This window comes from Geodermatophilus sp. SYSU D01186, assembly GCF_054050215.1.
Genome location: NZ_JBJGYW010000035.1, coordinates 15,646 through 38,008, shown reverse-complemented (window position 1 = coordinate 38,008; position 22,363 = coordinate 15,646). Strand labels below are relative to the sequence as shown.

The window sequence follows — 22,363 nt, the reverse complement described above, 5'->3', positions numbered from 1 at the left end:
GAGCTGCGGGGGCCGACGACGGGGCGGCGTGGGCGGGTCGGGACATGATCGGTCTGCCTCTCTCGGCGGGGAAGAGCGCCGACGACACTGTTGTCCACGGGACGCGTGTGACTGGAGCGACGCGCCGGGCAGGACGGACGGGTGTTACCTGTCCGTGACCGTCCCCGGCGTGCTGGCTACTGTCCGCACGTGCTGCGCATGGGACTGACGGGCGGGATCGGGTCGGGGAAGAGCACGGTCGCCGGGCTGCTGGCGGCCCGGGGGGCGCGGATCGTCGACGCCGACCGCATCGCGCGGGAGGTCGTCGAACCGGGGACGCCGGGCCTGGCCGCGGTCGTCGAGGCCTTCGGCTCCGGGGTGCTCACCGCCGAGGGGGCCCTCGACCGCCCGGCGCTGGCGGCGATCGTCTTCGCCGACCCCGCGGCGCGGGCGCGGCTGGACGGCATCGTGCACCCGCTGGTGCGCGCCCGGGCCGCCGAGCTGGTCGCCGCGGCCCCTCCGGACGCCGTCGTGGTCCAGGACGTGCCCCTGCTGGTGGAGACCGGCCAGGCGGGCGTCTACGACCTCGTGCTGGTCGTGGAGGCCGACCTGGAGACACGGGTCCGGCGGCTGGTCGAGCGCGGCCTGACCGCCGAGGACGCGCGCGCCCGGATCGCCGCGCAGGCCACCGACGAACAGCGCCGGGCGGTGGCCGACGTCGTCCTGGACAACAGCGGTACCCGCGAGGAGCTCGAGGCGCAGGTGGAGCGGTTCTGGGCCGACCGTGTGGTGCCGGCCCGGGGCTGAGGCCGCGCCCGCCCGGTGTGCGCGGATCCGCCCGCGGCACCTGTTCCGGCACGGGCTCGTGCTCTGCCCACCATCATGTCCAGAGCACGAGCCTCCGCAGGAGGGGTCCCTGGCCACCCCGGTCGGAGCCCGATCGGGGGATCGTCGGGCGCGTAGCGCGGGCCGGCCTCGGGGGTCGGAGGAGGCTGTGAGACCTCTCACCGGCCGGTGCGGACCCCGGGGAACGCGAAGGGCCCCAGGTCGCTGACCTGGGGCCCTTCTGCTGTGGGCGATACTGGGTTCGAACCAGTGACCTCTACCGTGTCAAGGTAGCGCTCTACCACTGAGCCAATCGCCCGTTCCGACCTGCCGGCCGGCCCGCTCCACCGTGTCCCGGCAGACGCCGAGGTGGAGACGGGATTTGAACCCGTGTAGACGGCTTTGCAGGCCGTTGCCTCGCCTCTCGGCCACTCCACCGCACGCGGGCGCCGGTCTCGCGACCAGCGCCCGAGGTTCCGAGCGGACGACGGGATTCGAACCCGCGACCCTCACCTTGGCAAGGTGATGCTCTACCAGCTGAGCCACGTCCGCGTTGCCTTACGAGAGAGAACTGTAGCCGACGCCGAAACGGGGTCGACAGGGGGGTCCCCCCGGGGGGTCAGCGCCCGTTCGGGTCAGCCCCGCCGTTGGACAGCAGTGCGGCCAGTTCGCCGTCCACCTCGAGGACCGAGGACTCCTCGCCGGCCGGCACCACGCTCTCGGTCAGTCGCAGGAACCCGGCCAGCGTGCCGCGGGAGGCCTCGAAGAGCGCCTCGCCGGAGGGTGCCCGCAGGTGCAGGAACAGGACGTCGCCGGAGGTGCGCGACGGCCACAGGCGCACGTCGCCCTCGCCCGCGGGGCGGTCCAGGCCCGTCTGCAGCAGTTCGCGGCCGACCAGCCAGGAGATGCCCTCCTCGCCGGCTCCGCTGTCGCCGAAGGTGATCCGGACGGCGAACGGGTCGCTCACCTCGTAGCTGAGCTGCGCGGGCACCTCTGTCCACGACTGCGGCCCCACGAGGTGGAGCGTGGTGGGGCAGGTGTACCCGGGTGTCGAGCGGCTCGTCATGTCCCCAACAACGACCTTCCCTGAGAGCGGTCACGCCGGGGTGTCCCCCGGGCGCGTCGTTCCTCTCTGTGCCCGCAACTCGCCTTGCTGAACCCCGGGCCTCTCCCCGGCGCGCCCGGTGCGTGTGACGATGGGGAGGTGAGCCGTCCGGCACGGCGGGCCGGGGGCGGTCCCGGCGACGCCGACCTGCTGTTCCGCGTGCGCGCGGGGGAGCGGGCCGCCTTCGACGAGCTCTACGACCGCTTCAGCGGCCCGGCCCTCGCCCTGGCGCGGTGCGTGCTGTCCGACGACGCCGCCGCCCGCGAGGTGCTGCGGGCGGTCCTCCTGGGCGTCTGGCACGACCCCGCCGCGTACGACCCCGGTGCGGGCAGCGTCGCGTCCTGGGTGATGGACCGGGTGCACCAGCGGGCGGTCGACGCGGTGCGGTGCGGACAGGTCCACCGGCGCCGTCCGGGCGACTCCGCGTCCACCGGGGTGCCGGCCGGCGAGGACCGCGCCGGCATTGCGCCCGACCCCGTGCGCGCCGCGCTGCGCGGCCTGCCCGAGGCCGAGTGCGAGGCGCTGACGCTGGCCTACTACGGCGGTTACACCCAGCGGGAGGTCGCCGCGCTGACCGGCACCCCGCTCGCCGAGGTCAAGAGCGCCGTCCTGGCCGCCGTCCGGGAGCTGCGTGGGGAGCTCGGCGCCGACCCCCGGGGTGGCGCGCTGGGCGCTCCGGCGGTCGTCGAGGGCCCGGGCCGGTGAGCGGCCCGGCCCGCGACCACGCGGTCTTCGACGAGCTGGCCGTGGGCTGGGCCCTCCACGCACTCGAGCCCGAGGAGGAGGTGCTCGTCGCCGCCCACCTCCCCGGCTGTCCGCGCTGTCTCGGCACGGTCGCCGAGACCGGCGAGGTCCTGGCCGCCCTGGCCGCGAGCCTGCCGGTCGCCGATCCGCCCGACGAGCTGCGGGAGGAGCTGCGGAACGCGGTGCGGCAGACCCCGCAGGTGCGCCGGCCGCCGGCGCCCCGTCTCCCCGCCTCCGCCTCGGCATCCCGTCCGCCGGTGACCGGCGGGCGGTCACCGGCCGGGGACGCCACACGGCGGGCTCCCGAGCCCGCCGTCCCGGGGCCCGCCGCCCCGCGGGTGCCGGACGCCGTACCGCCCGCGGCCGCCCCGCCTGCAGGCGTCCCGACCGCGACGCCCGCGAGCGCGTGGCGGCGCGTCCTGCCCAACGCCCTGGTCGCCGCCGCGGTGGCGACGATCCTGGCGCTCGGCACCTGGAACGTGGTGCTCAGCGACGCCCGCGACGAGGCGCGGGCGACCGTCGCGCGGCAGGCCGACGTCGTCAACGCGCTGCTGACGCCGGGTTCTGCGACCGTCGTGGCCCTCTCCGGCGACGACGGCGCGGCCGTGGCCACCGTCGTCGTCCGCAACGGCCAGCTGCAGGTGGTGGACCACGGGCTGCCGGTGAACGACGTCCGGGAGCAGACCTACGTCCTGTGGGGCACCGGGACCGGGGGAGCCGTGGCGCTGGGCACGTTCGACGTCCTCTCCCCACACAGCGACCTGCGCGCCGTAGGCTCCGGCGCGACCGGGCTCGACGTCCACGACGGCTACGCCGTCAGTCTGGAGCCCGGCCGTCAGGCTCCGTCGGAACCGACGGACATCGTCGCGCGTGGTGAGGTGACCAACTGACCGGTCCGGAGACGGCGGCCCCCGGCCGGGAGCGGCGCCACCACCAGACGTCCGAGGAGCTGCGGACCCACTTCGACGACGACGGCGTGCGCAGCCTCCGTGAGCGCGTGGCCGAGACGCGCTGGCGCCGCAAGCTGGCCGCCCGCCGCACCGTCGACTCCACGTACCGGGTGTGCGTCGGGGTCGTGGGCGGCCTGGTCGTCGCCCTCGGCCTGGCCACGATCCCGCTGCCAGGGCCGGGCTGGCTCACCGTCATCGCCGGCCTGTTCGTGCTGGCCACGGAGTTCTTCTGGGCCGAGCGGCTGCTGGAGTTCACCAAGAAGCACGTCAAGCGGTGGACCGACTGGCTGGGCCGGCAGCCGCTGTGGGTGCGCCTGGCGGTCGCCCTCGCCACCGCGGCGTTCGTGTACGGCGTCCTGGTCGTGACGCTGCACGTGATGGGCGTCCCGGGATGGATCCCGGGGTGGGTGCCACTGTGGCGGTGAGCGTCTGGCAGAATGGGCCGCACGGGCGATTGGCTCAGTGGTAGAGCGCTTCGTTCACACCGAAGAGGTCACTGGTTCGAACCCAGTATCGCCCACCTCCGGCAGAGGCCCGGTCCGCGCGAGCGGGCCGGGCCTCCGTCGTGTCAGGGGTGCGGCCGCAGCCACGCCGCCGGGTCTGGACGACGGGGACCGCGCCCGACATGACCGAGCAGGGGGCTCGCAGCCCGGGCAGGCAGGAGTCCGCGATCCCGGCTCGCACGGCCGACGGCGTCGCCCCGGCCGGGAGCGGCCCCGCCGCCGACAGCACCGCCGTCGCGGGCAGCGCGGACACTGCCGGCAGCGTCGCGGAGCCGGCCCGGGAGGGGGACGATGGGGGAGATGTCCCCCCGCCGGCGCCCGCCCGAGCCCGAACCCGTCCGGCCGCGCGCGCCGTCGCGGGGCGAGCGGCTCGAGGCCGTCCTCGAGCGGGACGGCGGCACCTGCACGTGGTGCGGCCGCGGGTTCGGCCCCCTGGTGACGCCGACCACCGACCACGTCGTCCCCCGGGTGAAGGGTGGGCCGTCCTGGGTGGAGAACGAGGTGGCCGCCTGCCGGCGGTGCAACGCCGAGCGCGGCCACCGGTCCCCGGCCGACTGGCTGGAGGAGTGCCTGCGGCGGGGGTGGCCGGCCGACGCGGCGCGGGTGGCGCGGGCGCTGACCGCCCTCGAGGCCGCCATCGCCCGCGAGGGCGGCCAGCGCCGCGCCCGGCCCTATCTCGACGCCCAGCTGCGCCGGCTGCGCCGCCGCGAGGACGGCGGTCGGCGAGCGGCGGGGTGACCCCTCAGAGCTGCTCCCCGGGGCGGGGCCATCCCGATCGGATGGTGGCGGATCACCGGGCCGTGGGCGCGTAGCGTCGCAGCCATGGGCGGTGGGACGGGGGACGTGGCCGGATCGGTGCGGCAGATCTCGGTCTACCCGGTGAAGAGCCTGGGTGGCCGGGTCGTGACGGAGGTGGAGGTCGGGCCGGCCGGGCTCGCCGGTGACCGCGCGTGGGCCGTGGTCGACGCCGGCACGGGGGAGCGGGTGACGGTCAAGGGCACCCCGGCCATGGCCGGGGTCGTGGCCACCGGGGACGCGGAGGCCGACACGATCGCCCTCACCGAGGTGCTCGGCCGGCCGGTGCGGCTGGACCGCGCAGGCGCACCCCAGGTCGACGCGGCGGCGGTGCACCTGGTCAGCCGCGCCGCCATCGCCCGCGCCGCGGCCGGCGAGGTGCCCGAGGGCTGCTCGGCCGACGACCCGCGGGCCAACCTGCTGCTGGACGTGCCCGAGGGCGAGGACGAGCGGAGCTGGGTCGGCCGGACCCTCCGGATCGGCGAGGTCGAGCTCGTCGTGACCCGCACCCCCAAGCACTGCCTGGGCGTCTACGCCGACGTCCGCACACCCGGCCGCATCGCCGCGGGCGACCCGGTCCGCCTGGGCGCCGACGCCGGCTGAGCGGTCGTCAGCGGCCGGCTCGTGGCCCGGGCGGCCCCACGCCGCCCTCCCCGCCGACCGCCGGCGTGGCACCGGACCGGCGGGGTGCCGGGATCACGGGGGCGCGCTCCTGCGGCGGCCGCTGCGGTGCGGCCGCACGGACGGCGGCCGGCGGCCCGCGGCGGGCGTCGAGCACCCGGACGACGAGCTTGCCGAGCTCCCACAGGACCAGCAGCCCGAGGGCGGGCACCAGGGCCCAGCCGAACTGGCCCAGGGTGATGGGGGTGGTGTCCAGCAGCCGCTGGAAGACGTCCATCTGTGTGACCAGGACCGCCAGCGCGAACTCGGCGAGCAGCGTCCAGTTCAGCTGCCTGCTGTCGAAGGTGTCGACCGTCAGCACCGTCGCGGTCTCGCTGCGGCACTCGAGGGCCGCCACGATGAGCGACAGCGAGAACGAGGTGAACGCGACCGACCGGGCCACCTCGAGGCTCCCGAACGCGGTGGTCCCGACGGCGATCAGCAGCAGCAGGCCGACGGTGACCACCAGGCCGGTGAGGGCGACGGTGGCGACCAGCCGCCGGGTCAGCAGGGCGTCGCCGCGCGGGCGCGGGCGGGCCTCCATGAGTCCCGGCGACTCCCGGTCGAAGCCGAGCGCCAGACCGAACGCGGCGTTGACGAAGAAGTGGATCCAGAGAACCTGGGCGGGCGTGAAGGGCTCCCCGGCGGCGATGTCGAACAGCGCCGCGCCCAGGAACGTCAGCACGAAGACGACGAGCAGCACGAGGACGAAGCGGATGTACTTGGTGAGGTTGTCGTAGATCTTCCGGCCCTGCTCGACCGCGAAGACGATCGTGGCGAAGTCGTCGTCGGAGAGGATCATCCGGCCGGCGTTCTTGGCGACGTCGGTGCCGCTGCCCATGGCGATCCCGATGTCGGCGGCCTTGATCGCCGGCGCGTCGTTGACGCCGTCGCCGGTCATCGCGACCACGTCGCCCTTCTTCTTCAGCGTCTCGACCAGCAGCACCTTGTGCTCGGGGGCGACCCGGCCGACGACGCCGATGCGCTCGATGCGGAACAGCCGCTCGTCCTCCGGCAGGGCGGCGAACTCCTCCCCGAGGACGGCCTCGCCGGGGATGCCGAGCTGCTCGGCGATGGCGGCGCCGGTGACCACGTCGTCCCCGGTGACCATGCGCACCCGGATGTGGGCGGCCTGGGCGCGCTCGACGGCCGCCTTCGACTCCGCCCGGGGCGGGTCGACCATCGCGACGAGGCTGGTCATCTCCAGGTCGGTGAGGTACGCGTCGAGGTCGCCGGCCGGGTCGAAGTCGCCCGGGTCGAGGTCCCGGACGGCGGCGGCCATGACGCGCTGCCCGGCCCGGCCCATGCGCTCCACGTGGGCCTGCGCCCGCTCCTGGACGGTCGCGTCCCAGGGCACGGGACCCGCCGCGGACCACGCGGTGGCCGCCCGCGCCATCACCGCCGGGGCGGCGCCCTTGACGAAGCACCGGACGACCGGCCGCCCGTCCGCGGCGGTGGTGCGGTGGAACGTCGCCATCAGCTTGATCGAGGGGTCGAACGGCAGCGTGGCCAGCCGCGGCAGCCGCTCCCGGGTCGCGTCGACGTCCAGGCCGGCCTTGTGGGCGAGCACCAGCAGCGCGCCCTCGGTGGGGTCACCGACCACCCGGCCGTCGACGAGCTGCGCGTCGTTGGCGACGACGTACGGCAGGATCACGCCCTCGATCGACGGGTTGGTGCCCGCGGCGTGGTGCACCCGGCCCGCCAGGTCGTAGCCGCTGCCGGAGACGGTGTAGCGGTCGCCGGCGTCCACGACCTCGACGACGGTCATCTGGTTCATCGTCAGCGTGCCGGTCTTGTCCGAGTTGATCGCGGACGTGAAGCCGAGCGTCTCGACCGAGGGCAGCTCCTTGACGATGGCGTTGCGCGCGGCCAGGTCCACCCCGCCGAGCGAGAGGATCATCTGGGTCACGGTCGGCAGCGCCTCGGGGACCGCGGCGATCGCCAGGGCGACGGCGCTGACGAACAGCACGTCCCACGCCTCGCCGCGGGCGCGGCCGAGGGCGAACATCACGACCATCGTCAGGCCGGCCGCGGCGGCGATCCACAGCGTGAGGCGGTCCAGCTCGGCGGTCAGCGGCGTCTTGTCCCGGGCCTTCGCCGAGAGCATCGCCGAGATCCGGCCGAGCTCGGTGTCGGCGCCCGTGGCCGTGACGACCACGGTGCCGCTGCCGTGCGTGACCGGCGTGTTCATGAACGCCATGTCCGACTGGTCGCCCGGGCCGAGCCCGGAGCCGTCGAGGGTCCGGGCGTCCTTGGCCGCGGGGACGCTCTCCCCGGTGAGCGCGGACTCGTCGATCTGCAGGGCGCTGGCCTCGACGATGCGCCCGTCGGCCGGCACCTGGTCGCCGGCGGACAGCAGGACGACGTCACCCACGACGACGTCCTCGGCGGGGATCTCGGCGGCCTCGCCGTCCCGGCGGACCCGCGCGGTCGCCTCGAGCATCGACCGCAGCGCGTTCATGGCGCTCTCGGCCTTGCCCTCCTGGCGCAGCCCGATGACCGCGTTGAGCACGGTGAGCACGAGCAGGAGCACCGCGGTGCCCCACTCGGCGACCAGCAGGGAGACCAGCGCGGCGGCGACCAGGATGACCTGCATGTAGCTGCGGTACTCCTGGAGGAAGCGGAGCCAGCCCGGCGTCCGCCGCTCCTCGGGCAGCGCGTTGGGGCCGTCCGCGCGCAGCCGCTCCGCCGCCGCGGCGGACGTCAGGCCGACGGCGACGTCGACCCCGAGGGCCTGCGCCACCTCGGCCGGAGACCGCGCGTACCAGTCCTCCCGGCCGGCGCGCGGGGCCTGCCCGGTCCGAACCGTCGTCCGCTGTCCCGGCGCGGTCACCGGGTCACGCCCTGTTCTTCCTCGCGCTGCCCGCCGCCCGCTTGCCCCCGCGCCTGCCGTCGTGGACGTGGTGCCGGTGCCCGTTCCCGTTCCCGTGCCCGTGTCCCGTGGCGTCGTGCGCGGCCGCGTACGGGTCGGGCGCGGCCCCGGACGGCGCCTCTGCCACCAGCTCCCGCTTGACGTCGGCGAGGTCGCGGACGACGTCCTCGCCGACCACCGGGTAGTGCGGGTCGAGCTCGATCAGCGTGTGGGCGAGCACCGCGCCGGCGCAGATGCGGGCGAACCACTTGCGGTCGGCCGGGACGACGTACCAGGGCGCCCACTCGGTGCTGGTCGCCGAGAGCATCCGGGAGAAGGCGAGCTGGTAGTCGTCCCACCGCTGCCGCTCCCGGGCGTCGGCGGCCGAGAACTTCCAGTTCCGCTCGGGGACGTCGATCCGCTTGAGGAAGCGGACCCGCTGCTCCTCCTTGGAGAGGTTGAGGAAGAGCTTCACCACCGAGATGCCGTTCTCGACCAGGTAGCGCTCCCAGTCGTTGATCTCCCTGTAGCGGCGGTGCCACAGCTCCTCGTGCCCGTCTGTCTCGGGCAGCCGCTGCCGGGCGAGCGCCTCGGGGTGCACGCGGACGACGAGGACCTCCTCGTAGTGCGAGCGGTTGAAGATCCCGATCTCCCCCCGGGCGGGCAGCCGGCACGCGTAGCGCCACAGGTAGTCGTGGTCGAGCTCGGCCGCCGACGGCACCTTGAAGCTGCTGACGTGCACGCCCTGCGGGTTCACCCCGCTCATCACGTGCCGGATGGTGCCGTCCTTGCCGCCGGCGTCGAGCGACTGCAGGCAGACCAGCACCCCGTGCGTGCGCTGGGCGGCCAGCCGGGCCTGGTACTCGGCGAGCAGGGCGATGCCGTTCTGCATCAGCTGCCGCCCGTCCTCCTTCCGGACCATGTCGGAGCGGTAGCCGGGGTCGAAGTCCCTGGCGAGCTCGACCGTCCTGCCCGGCTCCACCCGGAGCGGCTCGATGAACGTGGCGATGCGCTGCGCGCGCTCGTCGGTCACCGTCGCCATCGCGACCACCTCCTGCCCGGCGCCGGCCGAGATTGCCTGCCGACCCCGGGCGGTCGCCTCCTCCCGTCGGGGTGAACCCGCGCGGCCCGTGTCCCCGCCCCGGCCGGCCCCGGCCACGCCGTCGTCCCGGGGGCACCGGAGGCCGCGCACTACGCTCGGGTCATCCGTTCGCCGATCCTCTGGAGCGCTCTCGTGTCGACCCCGCCCTCGCCCACCGCCGTCGGTCCCGTCCAGGTGCCGGCCGGGACGACGGCCCAGGACGCGCTCAAGGCGGCGGGCGTCCCGCTCAAGGGCCCCGACGGCGCGGTCGTCGTCCGCGACGTGGCGACCGGGGAGCTGAAGGACCTCGCCTGGGTGCCCGACGCCGACGCGGAGGTCGAGCCGGTGCCCGCGGCCAGCCCCGAGGGCCGCGCGGTGATCCGGCACTCGACGGCGCACGTGCTCGCCCAGGCGGTGCAGGACCTGTTCCCCGGCACCCGCCTGGGCATCGGCCCGCCGGTGGAGAACGGCTTCTACTACGACTTCGACCCCGAGCGGCCGTTCACCCCCGAGGACCTCAAGGCCCTCGAGAAGCGGATGCAGGAGATCGTCAAGGCCGGGCAGCGGTTCGCCCGCCGCGAGATCGACGACGCCGACGCGCAGACGGAGCTCGCGCACGAGCCGTACAAGCTCGAGCTGATCGGGCTGAAGGGTGGGGCGGGGGAGTCCTCGGATGACGGCGCCTCCGTGGAGGTCGGCGGCGCGCAGCTGACCATGTACGACAACCTCGACGCGCGCACCGGCGACCGCGTCTGGACCGACCTGTGCCGCGGCCCCCACCTGCCGCGCACCTCCACCATCCCGGCGTTCAGCCTCACCCGGTCGGCGGCGGCCTACTGGCGCGGCAGCGAGAAGAACCCCCAGCTGCAGCGCATCTACGGCACCGCCTGGGAGAGCCGCGAGGCGCACAAGGCGTACCTGGAGCACCTGGCCGAGGCCGAGCGCCGCGACCACCGGCGCCTCGGTGCCGAGCTGGACCTGTTCAGCTTCCCCGACGAGATCGGCTCCGGGCTGGCGGTGTTCCACCCGAAGGGCGGCGTCGTCAAGCGGGAGATGGAGGACTACGTCCGCCGCCGGCACATCGAGGAGGGCTTCGACTACGTCGGGACGCCGCACATCAGCAAGCGCGGCCTGTTCGAGACCTCCGGGCACCTGCCGTACTACGCCGACACGATGTTCCCGCCGATGGAGCTGGAGAACAGCGAGTACTACCTCAAGGCGATGAACTGCCCGATGCACAACCTGGTCTTCCGGTCGCGCGGGCGGTCCTACCGCGAGCTGCCGCTGCGCTTCTTCGAGTTCGGGTCGGTGTACCGGTACGAGAAGTCCGGCGTCGTCCACGGCCTGACCCGGGTGCGCGGGCTGACCCAGGACGACTCGCACAGCTACGTCACGCCCGAGCAGGCGCCGGGTGAGATCCGTCACCTGCTGGCCTTCGTCCTCGGCCTGCTGCGCGACTTCGGCCTCGACGACTACTACCTGGAGCTGTCCACCCGCGGCGACTCGGACAAGTTCATCGGCTCCGACGAGGAGTGGGAGGCCGCCACCCGCGTGCTCCAGGAGGCCGCGGAGGAGACCGGCCTGGAGCTCGTCCCCGACCCGGGCGGCGCGGCGTTCTACGGCCCGAAGATCTCGGTGCAGGCGCGGGACGCGATCGGCCGCACCTGGCAGATGTCGACCATCCAGTACGACTTCAACCAGCCGGCCCGCTTCGGCCTGGAGTTCAGCGCCGCCGACGGCACCCGGCAGCAGCCGGTGATGATCCACTCGGCGAAGTTCGGCTCCATCGAGCGGTTCTTCGGCGTCCTCACCGAGCACTACGCCGGCGCGTTCCCGGCGTGGCTGGCCCCGGTGCAGGTGGTCGGCATCCCGGTCACCGACGAGCAGGTGCCCTACCTGACCGACGTCGCGCTGCGGCTGCGTGTCCACGGCCTCCGGGTCGAGGTCGACGACTCCGACGACCGGATGCAGAAGAAGATCCGCACCGCGAGCAAGCAGAAGGTGCCGTTCGTGCTCATCGCCGGGGCCACCGACGCCGAGGCCGGCGCGGTGTCCTTCCGCTTCCGCGACGGCAGCCAGCACAACGGCGTGCCCGTCGACCAGGCGGTCGCCGCGATCGCCCAGTGGGTGGCCGAGCGCGCGAACGTCGACCCGACCGCGGACGCGCTGGTGGCCGGATGAGCACCGGCGCGGAGGAGGTCTTCCGGGTCGCCGTCCCCAGTGACGACGGCGGCCCGGCCACGGTCTTCGAGCACCTGTGGACGCCGTACCGGATGGCCTACATCCGGGGCGAGGGCAAGCCCACGGGCGCGCACGACTGCCCGTTCTGCCTGATCCCGCAGATGGACGACGAGGAGGGGCTGGTCGTCGCGCGCGGCGAGCTCGTCTTCGCGGTGCTCAACCTGTACCCGTACAACGCCGGGCACCTGATGCTCGTGCCGTACCGGCACGTGCCCGACTACACCGACCTCACCCCCGCCGAGGTCGCCGAGCTCGGCTGGTTCACCCAGACGGCGATGCGCGTGGTGCGCGCGGTCTCCGGGGCGCACGGGTTCAACATCGGGATGAACCAGGGATCGGTCGCCGGCGCCGGCATCGCCGACCACCTGCACCAGCACGCCGTGCCCCGCTGGGGCGGGGACACCAACTTCATGCCGGTCATCGGGCTCACCCGCGTGCTGCCGCAGGTGCTCCGGGAGACGCGCGCGCTGCTGGCCCAGCACTGGCCCGCCGACGGCGCCCCCGTCCCGGCCCGGGAGGACTGAGTGCTCGGCATCAACGCCCGGGCGGCCGTCGGCCGGTTCTGGGCGCCGGTGGTCACGCGGTTGCTGCGCCTCGGCGTCACCGCCGACATGGTGACCGCGACCGGCACCTTGGGCGCGGTCGCCGGGGCCGTGGGGCTGATCGCCACCGGGCACCTGTTCTGGGGCGCGTTCACCGTCACCGTCTTCGTGCTGCTGGACATGCTCGACGGCGCACTGGCCCGTGCCCGCGGCGGCGGGTCGCTGTTCGGCGCGGTCCTGGACTCCACCGGCGACCGGGCCGCCGACGCGGCGATCTTCGGGGCGCTGGTGTGGTGGTACTCGGGCGCGGGCGACAACCGGCTCCTGGTCCTGCTCGCGCTGCTCTGCCTCGTGCTCGGGGTGCTCACCTCCTACGTCAAGGCCCGCGCCGAGGGGGTGGGCCTGCGCTGCGACGTCGGCATCGTGGAGCGCACCGAGCGGCTGATCCTCGTGCTCGTCGGCACCGGGTTCACCGGCCTGGGCATCCCGTACGCCCTGCACGTCACGCTGTGGGTGCTGCTGGTGGGCAGCGCCGTCACCGTGGGCCAGCGGTTCGCCGCCGTCCACCGGGCCGGTCGCGGCCGGCCGCTGCCCTCGGCACCGCCGCCCGGAGAGACCGCGCCGTGAGTGACGCCTCCCCGGCCGGGACCGGGCCGGGGCCCTCGCCCGGCCTGGCGGTGGTGCCCGGCCGGCCGGGCCTGCGGGCCCGGGTGGGCGCCCGGGCCACCGACCTCGGCTTCGCCGCCGGGTGGGGCGCGGTCCGGCTGCTGCCCGAGCCGGTGGCCCGCGGGGGCTTCGACGCCGCCGGGCGGTGGGCCGCCGGCCGGCGGGGCCGCGGGGTCCGGCAGCTGCGCGCCAACCTCCGGGTGGCCACCGGGGGTCGGCTGACCGACGACGAGCTCGACCGGCTCACCACCCGGGCGGTGCGCTCCTACGCCCGCTACTGGCAGGAGGCCTTCCGCCTGCCGCGGCTGTCCGGCGAGCGCATCGTGGCCGGGACCGAGGTCGTCGGCCTCGAGCACCTGGAGCGGGCCCGCAGCCGCGGCGCCGGCCTGGTGATGGTGCTGCCGCACAGCGGGAACTGGGACGCCGCCGGGGTGTGGTTCGTCGACCGCCTGGGCGGCCCCTTCATGACCGTCGCCGAGCGGCTGCGCCCGGAGTCCCTCTACCGCCGCTTCCTCGACTACCGGGAGTCCCTCGGCATGCGGGTGGTGCCGCTGACCGGCGGTCCGCGGCCGAGCACCGAGGTGCTGCGCAAGTGGCTGACCGGCGGCGGCGCGACCTGCCTGCTCGTCGACCGCAACCTCGGGTCCGGCGGCGTGCCGGTGTCCTTCTTCGGCCGGCCCGCCACCCTGCCCGGGGGAGCGGCGCTGCTGGCCGCGCAGACCGGGGCCCCGCTGGTGCCGACGGTCTGCCAGTTCACCCCGCGCGGGTGGCGGCTGGTCTTCTCCCCGGAGGTGCCGGTCGCCGGCCCAGGGCGGCTGCGCGACCGGGTCACCACGGCGATGCAGGGCGTGGCCGACGCGTTCGCCGCGGGCATCGCCGCCCAGCCCGAGGACTGGCACGTGCTCGGCCGCATCTGGCCCGACGTGCCACCGGACGACGTCCCCGCGGGCGCGGTCCGCTGATGCGGATCGGGCTGGTCTGCCCCTACCAGTGGGACGTCCCCGGCGGCGTCCAGTACCACGTGCGTGACCTGGCCGAGACCCTGCGCGGGCTGGGCCACCACGTCGAGGTGCTGACCCCCGCCGAGCGCGAGGAGTCGCTGCCGGCCGAGCACGTCACGTGGGCCGGGCGCACGGTGCCGGTCCCTTACAACGGCTCGATGGCCAGCGTGCAGTTCGGGCCGGTCTCCGCCGCGCGGGTGCGCCGCTGGCTGCGGGAGGGGCACTTCGACGTCGTCCACGTCCACGACCCGGCGCCGCCGTCCATCGGGTTGCTGGTCTGCATGATCGCCAAGGGGCCGATAGTGGCGACGTTCCACGCCGCGACCATCCGCTCCAAGTGGCTGGCGGCCTGGGGGCCGGTCATCCGGCCGTGGCTGGAGCGGATCAGCGGCCGGATCGCCGTCTCGGACTTCGCCCGCCGAGTGCAGGTGGAGCACCTGGGCGGGGACGCGGTGATCATCCCCAACGGCGTGCACGTCGGCGCCTTCGCGACCGGGCCGACCCTGCCCGGGCACACCCGGGGGGTCGACGGGCCCACCATCGGCTTCCTCGGCCGGTACGACGAGCCGCGCAAGGGCCTGCCGGTGCTGCTGGAGGCGATGCGCACCGTCGTCCGGCGGCACCCGGGGGCGCAGCTGCTCATCGCGGGCCGCGGCGACCCGGACGAGGTGCGCGAGCTGCTCGGCGAGGACCTGCGCCCGCACGTCTCCCTGCTCGGGGTGCTCAGCGAGGAGGAGAAGGGCGCCTTCCTGCGCTCGGTGGACGTGTACTGCGCGCCGAACCTGCTGGGGGAGTCCTTCGGCATCATCCTCATCGAGGCCATGGCCGCCGGGGCGCCCATCGTCGCCAGCGACCTCGACGCCTTCGCCGCGGTGCTGGAGGACGGCGCGGCCGGGGTGCTCGTCCGTCGCGGCGACTCCCGGCAGCTGGCCTCGGCCCTGTCGGACCTGCTGGCCGACCCGGCGAAGCGGGACCGGCTGTCGGCCGCCGGCTCGCGGGCGGCCGCCTCCTACGACTGGTCGGTGGTCGCCCGCCGGATCCTGGCCGTCTACGAGACCGTCGTCCTGCCGGGCGCGGGTGAGGTGACCGCCTCGGAGGACGACGAGCTGGCCGCGCTGCCCGAGGTGCGGAACGAGGACGACGACTCCGGCGACGCCCCGCTGCGGTCGGCCCTGCGCCGGTGGGTGCAGCGATAGCCTTCCCCGTCGTGACCCCCGACGTCTGGCTGCTGTGCGCGGTCGCGGCGGTCCTCGTGCTGCTGGCGGTCTGGGCGGGCTGGACGCTGACCCGGCTGCGCCGCCTGGAGACGCGCGCCGACCGCGCCTGGACCGCCCTCGACACCCAGTTGCGGCGGCGGGCGGGACTGGCCGCGGAGCTGGCCCGGGAGCACCCCGCCGCGGTGGGGGAGGAGCGGGCCGCCCGGCTGGCCGCGGCCGCGGCCGGGGCGCGCAACGTGCCTGCCGGGGACCGCGAGCTCGCCGAGAACGCGCTGGGCCGCGAGCTGCGCGAGCTGCCGGCCGACCTGCCCGGCGTGCCCGCCGCGCTGCGCGCCGACCTCGAGGGCACCGCCACCCGCATCGGGCTGGCGCGGCGGTTCTACAACGACGCGGTCCGCGACACCCACCTGCTGCGCACCCGGCGGCTGACCGGGCTGCTGCGGTTGCACGCCTCCCGCCCGCTGCCCCGCTTCTTCGACATCGAGGACGGCCTGCGCGAGGTCACCAGCAGCGCATCCGGGGGCGGCCGGCCGCGGTCCTGAGGGCCGTAGCATCGCTGCGCACACTCCCGTCGAGTCTTGAGGCAGCATCCCGTGGCAGAGCACAGCGTGACCGACCCCCGTACCGCAGGTCCCGAGGCCGGCACCGGCACCGAGGGCGTCAAGCGCGGCATGGCCGAGCAGCTCAAGGGCGGCGTGATCATGGACGTGGTCACCCCCGAGCAGGCCCGCATCGCCGAGGACGCCGGGGCGGTCGCCGTCATGGCACTCGAGCGGGTGCCGGCCGACATCCGTGCCCAGGGCGGGATCGCGCGGATGAGCGACCCGGACATGATCGCCGGGATCATCGACGCCGTCTCCATCCCGGTGATGGCCAAGGCGCGGATCGGGCACTTCGTCGAGGCCCAGGTGCTGCAGAGCCTCGGGGTCGACTACATCGACGAGTCGGAGGTGCTCACCCCGGCCGACGAGGCCCACCACATCGCCAAGAGCGAGTTCACCGTGCCGTTCGTCTGCGGCGCCACCGAGCTCGGCGAGGCGCTGCGCCGGATCGCCGAGGGCGCGGCGATGATCCGCTCCAAGGGCGAGGCCGGCACCGGCAACGTCGTCGAGGCGGTGCGGCACATGCGGGCCATCCGGGCCGGCATCCGCCGTCTGGGCACCCTCGACGAGACCGAGCTGTTCGTCGCCGCCAAGGAGCTGCGCGCCCCGTACCCCCTCGTCGCCGAGGTGGCCCGCCTGGGCAAGCTGCCGGTCGTGCTGTTCACCGCCGGCGGCATCGCCACCCCCGCCGACGCCGCGATGATGATGCAGCTGGGTGCCGAGGGGGTGTTCGTCGGCTCGGGCATCTTCAAGTCCGGCGACCCGGCGCAGCGGGCCGCGGCGATCGTGCAGGCCACCACGTTCTTCGACGACCCGGCGGTCATCGCCAAGGTCTCCCGCGGGCTCGGCGAGGCCATGGTCGGCATCAACGTCGCCACCCTGCCCGAGGGCGAGCGGTACGCCACTCGCGGCTGGTGAGCGCCGCCCCGGAGCAGCTCCGGGGCCCTACTCTCGCGCCGTGACGGTGGAGTCCGCGCGCGTCGACGACCGGCCAGGGCGGGTCCGCCGGCTCCCGGGCCCGCCCGGCCGCATCGCCGGCCTGGACCTCGCCCGCGGGCTCGCCGTCCTGGGCATGTTCGGGGCGCACCTCGGGATCACCGGGGACCTCGGCTGGGCGCCGTCCACGTGGCCGTCGGTGGTGGAGGGCCGGTCCTCGGTGCTGTTCGCCACGCTCGCCGGGGTGTCGATCGCGCTGCTGTCCGGCGGCGTCTCCCCGGCCTCCGGCCGGGAGCTCGCCCGGGCCCGCACGCGCATCCTGGTGCGCGCGGCCTGGGTCTTCGCGATCGGCGGCGTGCTGGAGGTCCTCGGCACGTTCGTCGCGGTCATCCTCGGCGTCTACGCGGTGCTGTTCGTCCTGGCGCTGCCCTTCCTCCGCTGGTCCCGCCGGTGGCTGCTGCTCCTGGCCGGCGCCATCGCGCTGGCCGGGCCGTTCCTCGTGCTGGAGGCCGGCCAGTGGGTCACCGCCCAGGAGCGGTCGCGGTCGGCGCTGGCCGCCCTGACCGTCACCGGCACCTACCCGGCGCTGATCTGGTGGGCGTTCGTGCTCGTCGGCCTGGCCGTCGGGCGCAGCGACCTGCGCTCGGCCGGGGTGCGGGCCGCGCTGGTCGCCGGCGGGACGTTCGCGGCCGTGGCCGGCTACGGCGGCGGCTGGCTCAGCACGCGGTGGGTGGACGCGCAGCGCCCCTTCACCGGCATGGCCCAGGGCTTCGGCCGGGACGGCGCCTGGGAGCCGGCCTGGTTCGCCGGGGCCGAGCCGCACAGCGGGACGCCGTTCGAGGTGGTGGGCGCGGCCGGGGTCGCCGTCGCGGTCATCGGCCTGTGCCTCGTCCTCGCCGACGTCCTCCCGTGGCCGGTCTGGCCGCTGGCCGCCGTCGGGGCGATGGCCCTGTCGGTCTACACCGCGCAGATCGTCGCCATCTGGCTGCTGGACCTGCCCGTCCAGCCGGGCTGGGACGTGTGGGTGCGCTTCACCGTGACCGCCGTGGTGGTCGCCGCGGTCTGGCGGCTGCGGCTCGGACGGGGGCCGCTGGAGCGGCTGCTGACCTGGAGCTCGACGCGGGCGGCCGGGCCGTAGCCTGGGCGGTCGTGCCCGAGATCCGCGTTCCCGTCATCGGCGTGCTGGCCCTGCAGGGCGACGTCCGTGAGCACCTGGCCGCAGCACGCGCGCTCGGCGCGGAGGCGGTGCCCGTGCGCCGTCCCGAGGAGCTGGCCGGCGTCGACGGCGTGGTCCTCCCCGGCGGCGAGTCGACGACGATCGGCAAGCTGGCCGCCCGGTTCGGGCTGCTCGAACCGCTGCACGCCGCCATCGCCGGCGGGCTGCCGGCCTACGGCTCGTGCGCCGGGATGATCCTGCTCGCCGACCGGCTGCTCGACGCCCCGCCCGACCAGGTGACCGTCGGCGGGCTCGACGTGACCGTGCGGCGCAACGCCTTCGGCCGGCAGGTGGACTCCTTCGAGTCCGAGGTCGCCCTCGAGGGACTGACCGGAGGACCGGTGCACGCGGTGTTCATCCGGGCGCCGTGGGTCGAGGAGGCCGGGCCGGGGGTGCAGGTGCTCGGGCGGGTCGTCGGTGGTGAGGCCGACGGTAGGATCGTCGCGGTCCGCCAGGGGAACCTGGTGGCCACCAGCTTCCACCCCGAACTGACCGGGGACCGCCGGGTGCACGCGCTGTTCGTCGACATCGTCCGCCGTCACCTGGCCCAGCAGGCCGGCGCGGACGCCGGGGACGAGAGGGGTATGTCGTGAGCGGCCATTCCAAGTGGGCGACGACGAAGCACAAGAAGGCCGGCATCGACGCCAAGCGCGGCAAGCTCTTCGCCAAGCTGATCAAGAACATCGAGGTCGCCGCCCGCACCGGTGGCGGTGACCCCGCCGGCAACCCGACGCTGTTCGACGCCATCCAGAAGGCGAAGAAGAGCTCGGTGCCCAACGACAACATCGACCGGGCGGTCAAGCGCGGTGCGGGCCTGGAGGCCGGCGGCGTGGACTACCAGGGCATCACCTACGAGGGCTACGCCGCCGGCGGTGTCGCCGTCCTGGTCGAGTGCCTCACCGACAACAAGAACCGGTCGGCGATGGAGGTGCGCACGGCCATGACCCGCAACGGCGGGTCGATGGCCGACCCGGGCTCGGTCGCCTACCTCTTCTCCCGCAAGGGCGTCGTGGTGGTGCCGAAGACCGACACCGTCGACGAGGACACCGTGCTCATGGCCGTGCTCGACGCCGGCGCCGAGGAGGTCCGGGACCAGGGCGACTCGTTCGAGGTGGTCAGCGAGCCCACCGACCTGGTCGCCGTCCGCACCGCCCTGCAGGACGCCGGCATCGACTACGACTCCGCCGAGGCCGGCTTCGTGCCGAGCGTGACCGTCGAGCTCGACGAGGAGGCGGCCGGCAAGGTCTTCCGCCTCATCGACGCCCTCGAGGACTGCGACGACGTGCAGAACGTCTACGCCAACTACGACGTCTCCGACGAGGTCCTCGAGCGGGTCGGCTGACGACTCGTCGTCCCCTCTGGTCCCGCCCTGTCCCGCGCGGGTCCCGGCGCGCTGGTCCGCGCGGTCGCCCGTGCCGACCTGGTCGCGCTGCTGCGCCGGCCGGACCCCGGGCGGCGCCGCGGATCGCCATCGGCGTCGGCTGGACCGCGTGTTGCCTGGCTCCCCGTCGGTGGGGGCGGTTAGCGTGGGTCGAACACCAGTTCGGTCAACGGCAGGAGGGGCTCCATGCGGGTGCTCGGCATCGACCCGGGCCTCACCCGGTGCGGGTGGGGTGTGGTCGACGGGCGGCCCGGCGCGCGGCCGGTCGCGGTCGGCGTGGGCGTCGTCCGCACCGCCGCTGAGCTCGACCTCGAGCTGCGGCTGCTCGAGCTGCACACCGCGGTGACGGCGCTGCTGCGCGAGCACCGGCCCGACGTCGTGGCCATCGAGCGGGTGTTCACCCAGAACAACAAGGGCACCGCCACGGGCACGGCGCAGGCGGCCGGCGTCGCCGCGCTGGCCGCGGCCCAGGCCGACCGCCCCGTCGCCTGGCACACCCCCAGCGAGGTCAAGGCCGCGATCTCCGGCAGCGGCCGCGCCGACAAGGAGCAGGTCACCCTGATGGTCACCCGCGTGCTGGGCCTGGCGTCCGCGCCGAAGCCCGCCGACGCCGCCGACGCGCTGGCCCTGGCCGTCTGCCACGTCTGGCGGGGCCCGGCGCAGCAGCGGCTGCGGGTGGCGGCGCTGGCCGGTGGCATCGGCGCCCCGGTGCGGTCCACGACCCTGCCGCGGTGGACGGGGGTCTCACGGTGACCGGTCAGGGGAGCGGCCCCGCCACGACGGGAGGAGCGCAGTGATCGCCAGTGTGAGCGGCCGCGTCGCGGCGGTCTCGCCCGACGGCGCCGTGGTCGAGGTCGGCGGCATCGGCCTGGCGGTGCAGTGCACGCCGGGCACCATCGCCCGGCTGCAGGTGGGGGAGAGCGCCCGGCTGTCGACCAGCCTGGTGGTCCGGGAGGACAGCCTCACCCTCTACGGCTTCGCCGACGACGACGAGCGGCAGCTGTTCGAGCTGCTGCAGACCGCCAACGGCGTGGGGCCGCGGCTGGCCCAGGCGGTGCTGGCGATCCACCCGCCGCGCGAGGTGCGCCGCGCGGTCTCGATGGCCGACGTCAAGGCGCTCATGCAGGTGCCCGGCATCGGCAAGAAGGGCGCCGAGCGGCTGATCCTCGAGCTCCGCGACCGGCTGGGTGCCACCACGACCGACACCCAGCTGGACGGGCCGGCGGCCGTCGGGCTGCCCCCGGTCACCCCGGTCGCGCCGTGGCGGGACCAGCTCGCCTCCGCCCTCGTGGGGCTGGGCTGGACCAGCAAGGAGGCCGACGGCGCCGTCGCCGCGCTGGCGCCGATCGCCGATGAGCAGATCGTGGCCACCGGGTCGGTCGAGGTCGCCGTCCTGCTGCGCCAGGCGCTGCGGATGCTGGGCCGGCCGTGAGCGGGCCGTTCGACCGGCCGCTGTCGGCCGCAGACGCGGGGGCCGGCCGGTACGAGCCGGTGACGGCGGAGGCCGGTGACGAGGAGCGGGTCGTCGAGTCCGCGCTGCGGCCGCACTCGCTGGCCGACTTCATCGGCCAGCCCAAGGTGGCCCGCCAGCTCGACCTGGTCCTGGAGGGCGCGAAGCGGCGCGGCCGGCCGCCGGACCACGTGCTGCTGTCCGGCCCGCCCGGGCTCGGCAAGACCAGCCTGGCGCTGATCATCGGCTCCGAGCTCGGCACGTCGGTGAAGATCACCAGCGGGCCGGCCATCGAGCGCTCCGGTGACCTGGCGGCCATGCTGTCCAACCTCGCACCCGGCGACGTCCTGTTCATCGACGAGATCCACCGGATCGCCCGGCCGGCCGAGGAACTGCTCTACATGGCGATGGAGGACTTCCGAGTCGACGTCGTCGTCGGCAAGGGGCCCGGCGCGACCGCCATCCCGCTGGAGATCAACCCGTTCACCCTGGTCGGGGCCACCACCCGGGCCGGTCTGCTCACCGGCCCCCTGCGCGACCGGTTCGGGTTCGTCGGGCAGATGGAGTTCTACGAGCCGGCCGAGCTGCAGCAGGTGCTGGCCCGCAGCGCCTCGCTGCTCGGCGTCGAGCTGACCGAGGCGGGGTCGGCGGAGATCGCCGGGCGCTCCCGCGGCACGCCCCGGATCGCCAACCGGCTGCTGCGCCGGGTGCGCGACTACGCCGAGGTCCGGGCCGACGGGCGGGTGACCCGCGACGTCGCCCAGGCCGCGCTGGCCCTCTACGACGTCGACCACCTCGGCCTGGACCGGCTCGACCGCGCCGTCCTGGAGGCGCTGGTCATGCGCTTCGGCGGTGGCCCGGTCGGCGTCGCCACGCTGGCGGTCGCCGTGGGGGAGGAGCCGCACACCGTCGAGGAGGTGTGCGAGCCGTTCCTCGTCCGCGCCGGCCTGCTCGCTCGCACGCCCCGTGGTCGGGTGGCCACCGAGGCCGCCTGGCAGCACCTGGGCCAGCCGGTCCCGCGGGGCGGCGTCCCCCTCGGGCGGGTCACGACAGACCCACAGGCCCCGGGATCGTCGTCAGAGACGCTCTTCGACGCCTAGACTGCGGGGCGCTGGCGCGCAACCCGTCCGGCCGCGGCCGCGCGCGTCCCGCCCGGTCGCCGTGCCCGGAGGTCTGCGTGCCCCGCAGCCGACGCACCCGAGCGGTCCCGTCCCGGACCGTACCCACCGCGCCAGCACCGCGCGGTAGAGAGGCACATCAGTCGTGGAGCAGTACTTCCCGCTCGTCCTCCTGGCCCTGGCCTTCGTCCTGCTCATCGTCCTGCCGGCCCGGCAGCGCAAGCGGGTGCAGGCCCAGGCCCAGGCGATGCAGGAGTCGCTGACCCCGGGCACGCCGGTGATGACCACCGCCGGTCTGCACGGCACGGTCGTCGCCCTCGGGGACACCACCGTGGACCTGGAGATCGCGCCCGGGGTCGTCGTCACCTTCGCCCGGCAGGCGATCCTCGAGGTCCGCAAGCCCGCCGTCGCGGGCCCGACCGCCACCGACGGCCCCGTCCTGCCCGGGGACGACGCCACCGGCCCGGCCGACGGCGGTCCGGCCGGCCGCGCCCAGTAGG

The 22,363-nt window shown here is 75.1% G+C and carries 23 protein-coding genes and 4 tRNA genes; 21 read left to right on the top strand and 6 right to left on the bottom strand.

What is annotated here, in order from left to right:
* Positions 1-198: 198 nt before the first annotated feature.
* Complete coding sequence (gene coaE / locus ACI784_RS21145) at positions 199-786, top strand: dephospho-CoA kinase (protein ID WP_456924916.1); 588 nt, start codon at positions 199-201, stop codon at positions 784-786.
* Positions 787-1,051: 265 nt separating this feature from the next.
* Here the strand turns inward: coaE and ACI784_RS21140 are convergent.
* The 4 genes from ACI784_RS21140 to ACI784_RS21125 form a co-directional block, all read right to left on the bottom strand.
* Positions 1,052-1,123, bottom strand: a tRNA-Val gene (locus ACI784_RS21140).
* Positions 1,124-1,171: 48 nt separating this feature from the next.
* Positions 1,172-1,242: transfer RNA gene (locus tag ACI784_RS21135), tRNA-Cys, on the bottom strand.
* Positions 1,243-1,283: 41 nt separating this feature from the next.
* Positions 1,284-1,356 (bottom strand) — tRNA-Gly (locus ACI784_RS21130).
* Positions 1,357-1,423: 67 nt separating this feature from the next.
* Positions 1,424-1,870, bottom strand: a complete 447-nt coding sequence (locus ACI784_RS21125; RefSeq protein ID WP_457014799.1) for an SsgA family sporulation/cell division regulator — start codon at positions 1,868-1,870, stop codon at positions 1,424-1,426.
* A gap of 138 nt (positions 1,871-2,008) precedes the next feature.
* Between ACI784_RS21125 and ACI784_RS21120 the strand changes: the two genes are divergently transcribed.
* The 6 genes from ACI784_RS21120 to ACI784_RS21095 all read left to right on the top strand — a co-directional run bounded on the left by ACI784_RS21120 (position 2,009) and on the right by ACI784_RS21095 (position 5,504).
* The gene (locus tag ACI784_RS21120; RefSeq protein ID WP_457014798.1) at positions 2,009-2,614 is read left to right on the top strand and encodes a sigma-70 family RNA polymerase sigma factor; all 606 of its coding nucleotides are present in this window, start codon (positions 2,009-2,011) and stop codon (positions 2,612-2,614) included.
* A complete protein-coding gene (locus tag ACI784_RS21115; protein WP_457014797.1) occupies positions 2,611-3,543 on the top strand; it encodes an anti-sigma factor domain-containing protein in 933 nt (310 codons plus the stop codon). The genes ACI784_RS21120 and ACI784_RS21115 overlap by 4 nt, the downstream gene beginning before the upstream one ends.
* Positions 3,544-3,629: 86 nt before the next feature.
* On the top strand, positions 3,630-4,028 hold the full coding sequence (locus ACI784_RS21110) for a TIGR02611 family protein (protein ID WP_456925917.1): 399 nt from the start codon (positions 3,630-3,632) through the stop codon (positions 4,026-4,028).
* Positions 4,029-4,051: 23 nt separating this feature from the next.
* Positions 4,052-4,123: transfer RNA gene (locus tag ACI784_RS21105), tRNA-Val, on the top strand.
* A 283-nt stretch (positions 4,124-4,406) separates the two neighbouring features.
* Entirely contained in the window at positions 4,407-4,844 is a 438-nt protein-coding gene (locus ACI784_RS21100; protein WP_456925600.1) for an HNH endonuclease, read from the top strand.
* 84 nt (positions 4,845-4,928) lie between these two features.
* The gene (locus ACI784_RS21095; RefSeq protein WP_457014796.1) at positions 4,929-5,504 is read left to right on the top strand and encodes an MOSC N-terminal beta barrel domain-containing protein; all 576 of its coding nucleotides are present in this window, start codon (positions 4,929-4,931) and stop codon (positions 5,502-5,504) included.
* 7 nt (positions 5,505-5,511) lie between these two features.
* On the opposite strand, the gene ACI784_RS21090 is transcribed toward ACI784_RS21095, so the two are convergent.
* Together ACI784_RS21090 and ACI784_RS21085 are read right to left on the bottom strand one after the other, a co-directional pair.
* Positions 5,512-8,394, bottom strand: a complete 2,883-nt coding sequence (locus ACI784_RS21090) for a cation-translocating P-type ATPase (RefSeq protein WP_457014795.1) — start codon at positions 8,392-8,394, stop codon at positions 5,512-5,514.
* Between the two features lie 4 nt (positions 8,395-8,398).
* The gene (locus tag ACI784_RS21085) at positions 8,399-9,454 is read right to left on the bottom strand and encodes a polyphosphate kinase 2 family protein (RefSeq protein ID WP_457014794.1); all 1,056 of its coding nucleotides are present in this window, start codon (positions 9,452-9,454) and stop codon (positions 8,399-8,401) included.
* A 192-nt stretch (positions 9,455-9,646) separates the two neighbouring features.
* Here ACI784_RS21085 and thrS point away from each other — a divergent pair, with 192 nt between their 5' ends.
* From thrS to yajC, 14 genes are all read left to right on the top strand, one after another.
* Positions 9,647-11,674: a threonine--tRNA ligase gene (thrS, locus tag ACI784_RS21080; protein ID WP_457014793.1), complete on the top strand. Its 2,028-nt coding sequence runs from the start codon at positions 9,647-9,649 to the stop codon at positions 11,672-11,674.
* The gene (locus tag ACI784_RS21075) at positions 11,671-12,258 is read left to right on the top strand and encodes an HIT domain-containing protein (RefSeq protein WP_457014792.1); all 588 of its coding nucleotides are present in this window, start codon (positions 11,671-11,673) and stop codon (positions 12,256-12,258) included. Before thrS ends, ACI784_RS21075 begins: the two co-directional genes overlap by 4 nt.
* Entirely contained in the window at positions 12,259-12,903 is a 645-nt protein-coding gene (pgsA, locus tag ACI784_RS21070) for a phosphatidylinositol phosphate synthase (RefSeq protein WP_457014791.1), read from the top strand.
* Complete coding sequence (locus ACI784_RS21065) at positions 12,900-13,904, top strand: phosphatidylinositol mannoside acyltransferase (protein WP_457014790.1); 1,005 nt, start codon at positions 12,900-12,902, stop codon at positions 13,902-13,904. Before pgsA ends, ACI784_RS21065 begins: the two co-directional genes overlap by 4 nt.
* Complete coding sequence (locus ACI784_RS21060) at positions 13,904-15,139, top strand: glycosyltransferase family 4 protein (RefSeq protein WP_457014789.1); 1,236 nt, start codon at positions 13,904-13,906, stop codon at positions 15,137-15,139. The genes ACI784_RS21065 and ACI784_RS21060 overlap by 1 nt, the downstream gene beginning before the upstream one ends.
* 11 nt (positions 15,140-15,150) lie before the next feature.
* On the top strand, positions 15,151-15,702 hold the full coding sequence (locus ACI784_RS21055) for a hypothetical protein (protein WP_456925591.1): 552 nt from the start codon (positions 15,151-15,153) through the stop codon (positions 15,700-15,702).
* Between the two features lie 66 nt (positions 15,703-15,768).
* Complete coding sequence (gene pdxS / locus ACI784_RS21050) at positions 15,769-16,680, top strand: pyridoxal 5'-phosphate synthase lyase subunit PdxS (protein ID WP_456925590.1); 912 nt, start codon at positions 15,769-15,771, stop codon at positions 16,678-16,680.
* 40 nt (positions 16,681-16,720) lie between these two features.
* On the top strand, positions 16,721-17,836 hold the full coding sequence (locus ACI784_RS21045; protein ID WP_457014788.1) for a heparan-alpha-glucosaminide N-acetyltransferase domain-containing protein: 1,116 nt from the start codon (positions 16,721-16,723) through the stop codon (positions 17,834-17,836).
* Between the two features lie 11 nt (positions 17,837-17,847).
* Positions 17,848-18,507, top strand: a complete 660-nt coding sequence (gene pdxT, locus ACI784_RS21040; RefSeq protein ID WP_457014787.1) for a pyridoxal 5'-phosphate synthase glutaminase subunit PdxT — start codon at positions 17,848-17,850, stop codon at positions 18,505-18,507.
* A complete protein-coding gene (locus ACI784_RS21035; RefSeq protein WP_456925587.1) occupies positions 18,504-19,256 on the top strand; it encodes a YebC/PmpR family DNA-binding transcriptional regulator in 753 nt (250 codons plus the stop codon). Before pdxT ends, ACI784_RS21035 begins: the two co-directional genes overlap by 4 nt.
* Before the next feature lie 225 nt (positions 19,257-19,481).
* The gene (gene ruvC / locus ACI784_RS21030; protein ID WP_456925586.1) at positions 19,482-20,048 is read left to right on the top strand and encodes a crossover junction endodeoxyribonuclease RuvC; all 567 of its coding nucleotides are present in this window, start codon (positions 19,482-19,484) and stop codon (positions 20,046-20,048) included.
* 40 nt (positions 20,049-20,088) lie between these two features.
* Complete coding sequence (ruvA, locus tag ACI784_RS21025; RefSeq protein WP_456925585.1) at positions 20,089-20,727, top strand: Holliday junction branch migration protein RuvA; 639 nt, start codon at positions 20,089-20,091, stop codon at positions 20,725-20,727.
* On the top strand, positions 20,724-21,845 hold the full coding sequence (ruvB, locus tag ACI784_RS21020) for a Holliday junction branch migration DNA helicase RuvB (RefSeq protein ID WP_456925584.1): 1,122 nt from the start codon (positions 20,724-20,726) through the stop codon (positions 21,843-21,845). The genes ruvA and ruvB overlap by 4 nt, the downstream gene beginning before the upstream one ends.
* Before the next feature lie 163 nt (positions 21,846-22,008).
* Complete coding sequence (yajC, locus tag ACI784_RS21015) at positions 22,009-22,362, top strand: preprotein translocase subunit YajC (protein WP_456925583.1); 354 nt, start codon at positions 22,009-22,011, stop codon at positions 22,360-22,362.
* Position 22,363: the final 1 nt, after the last annotated feature.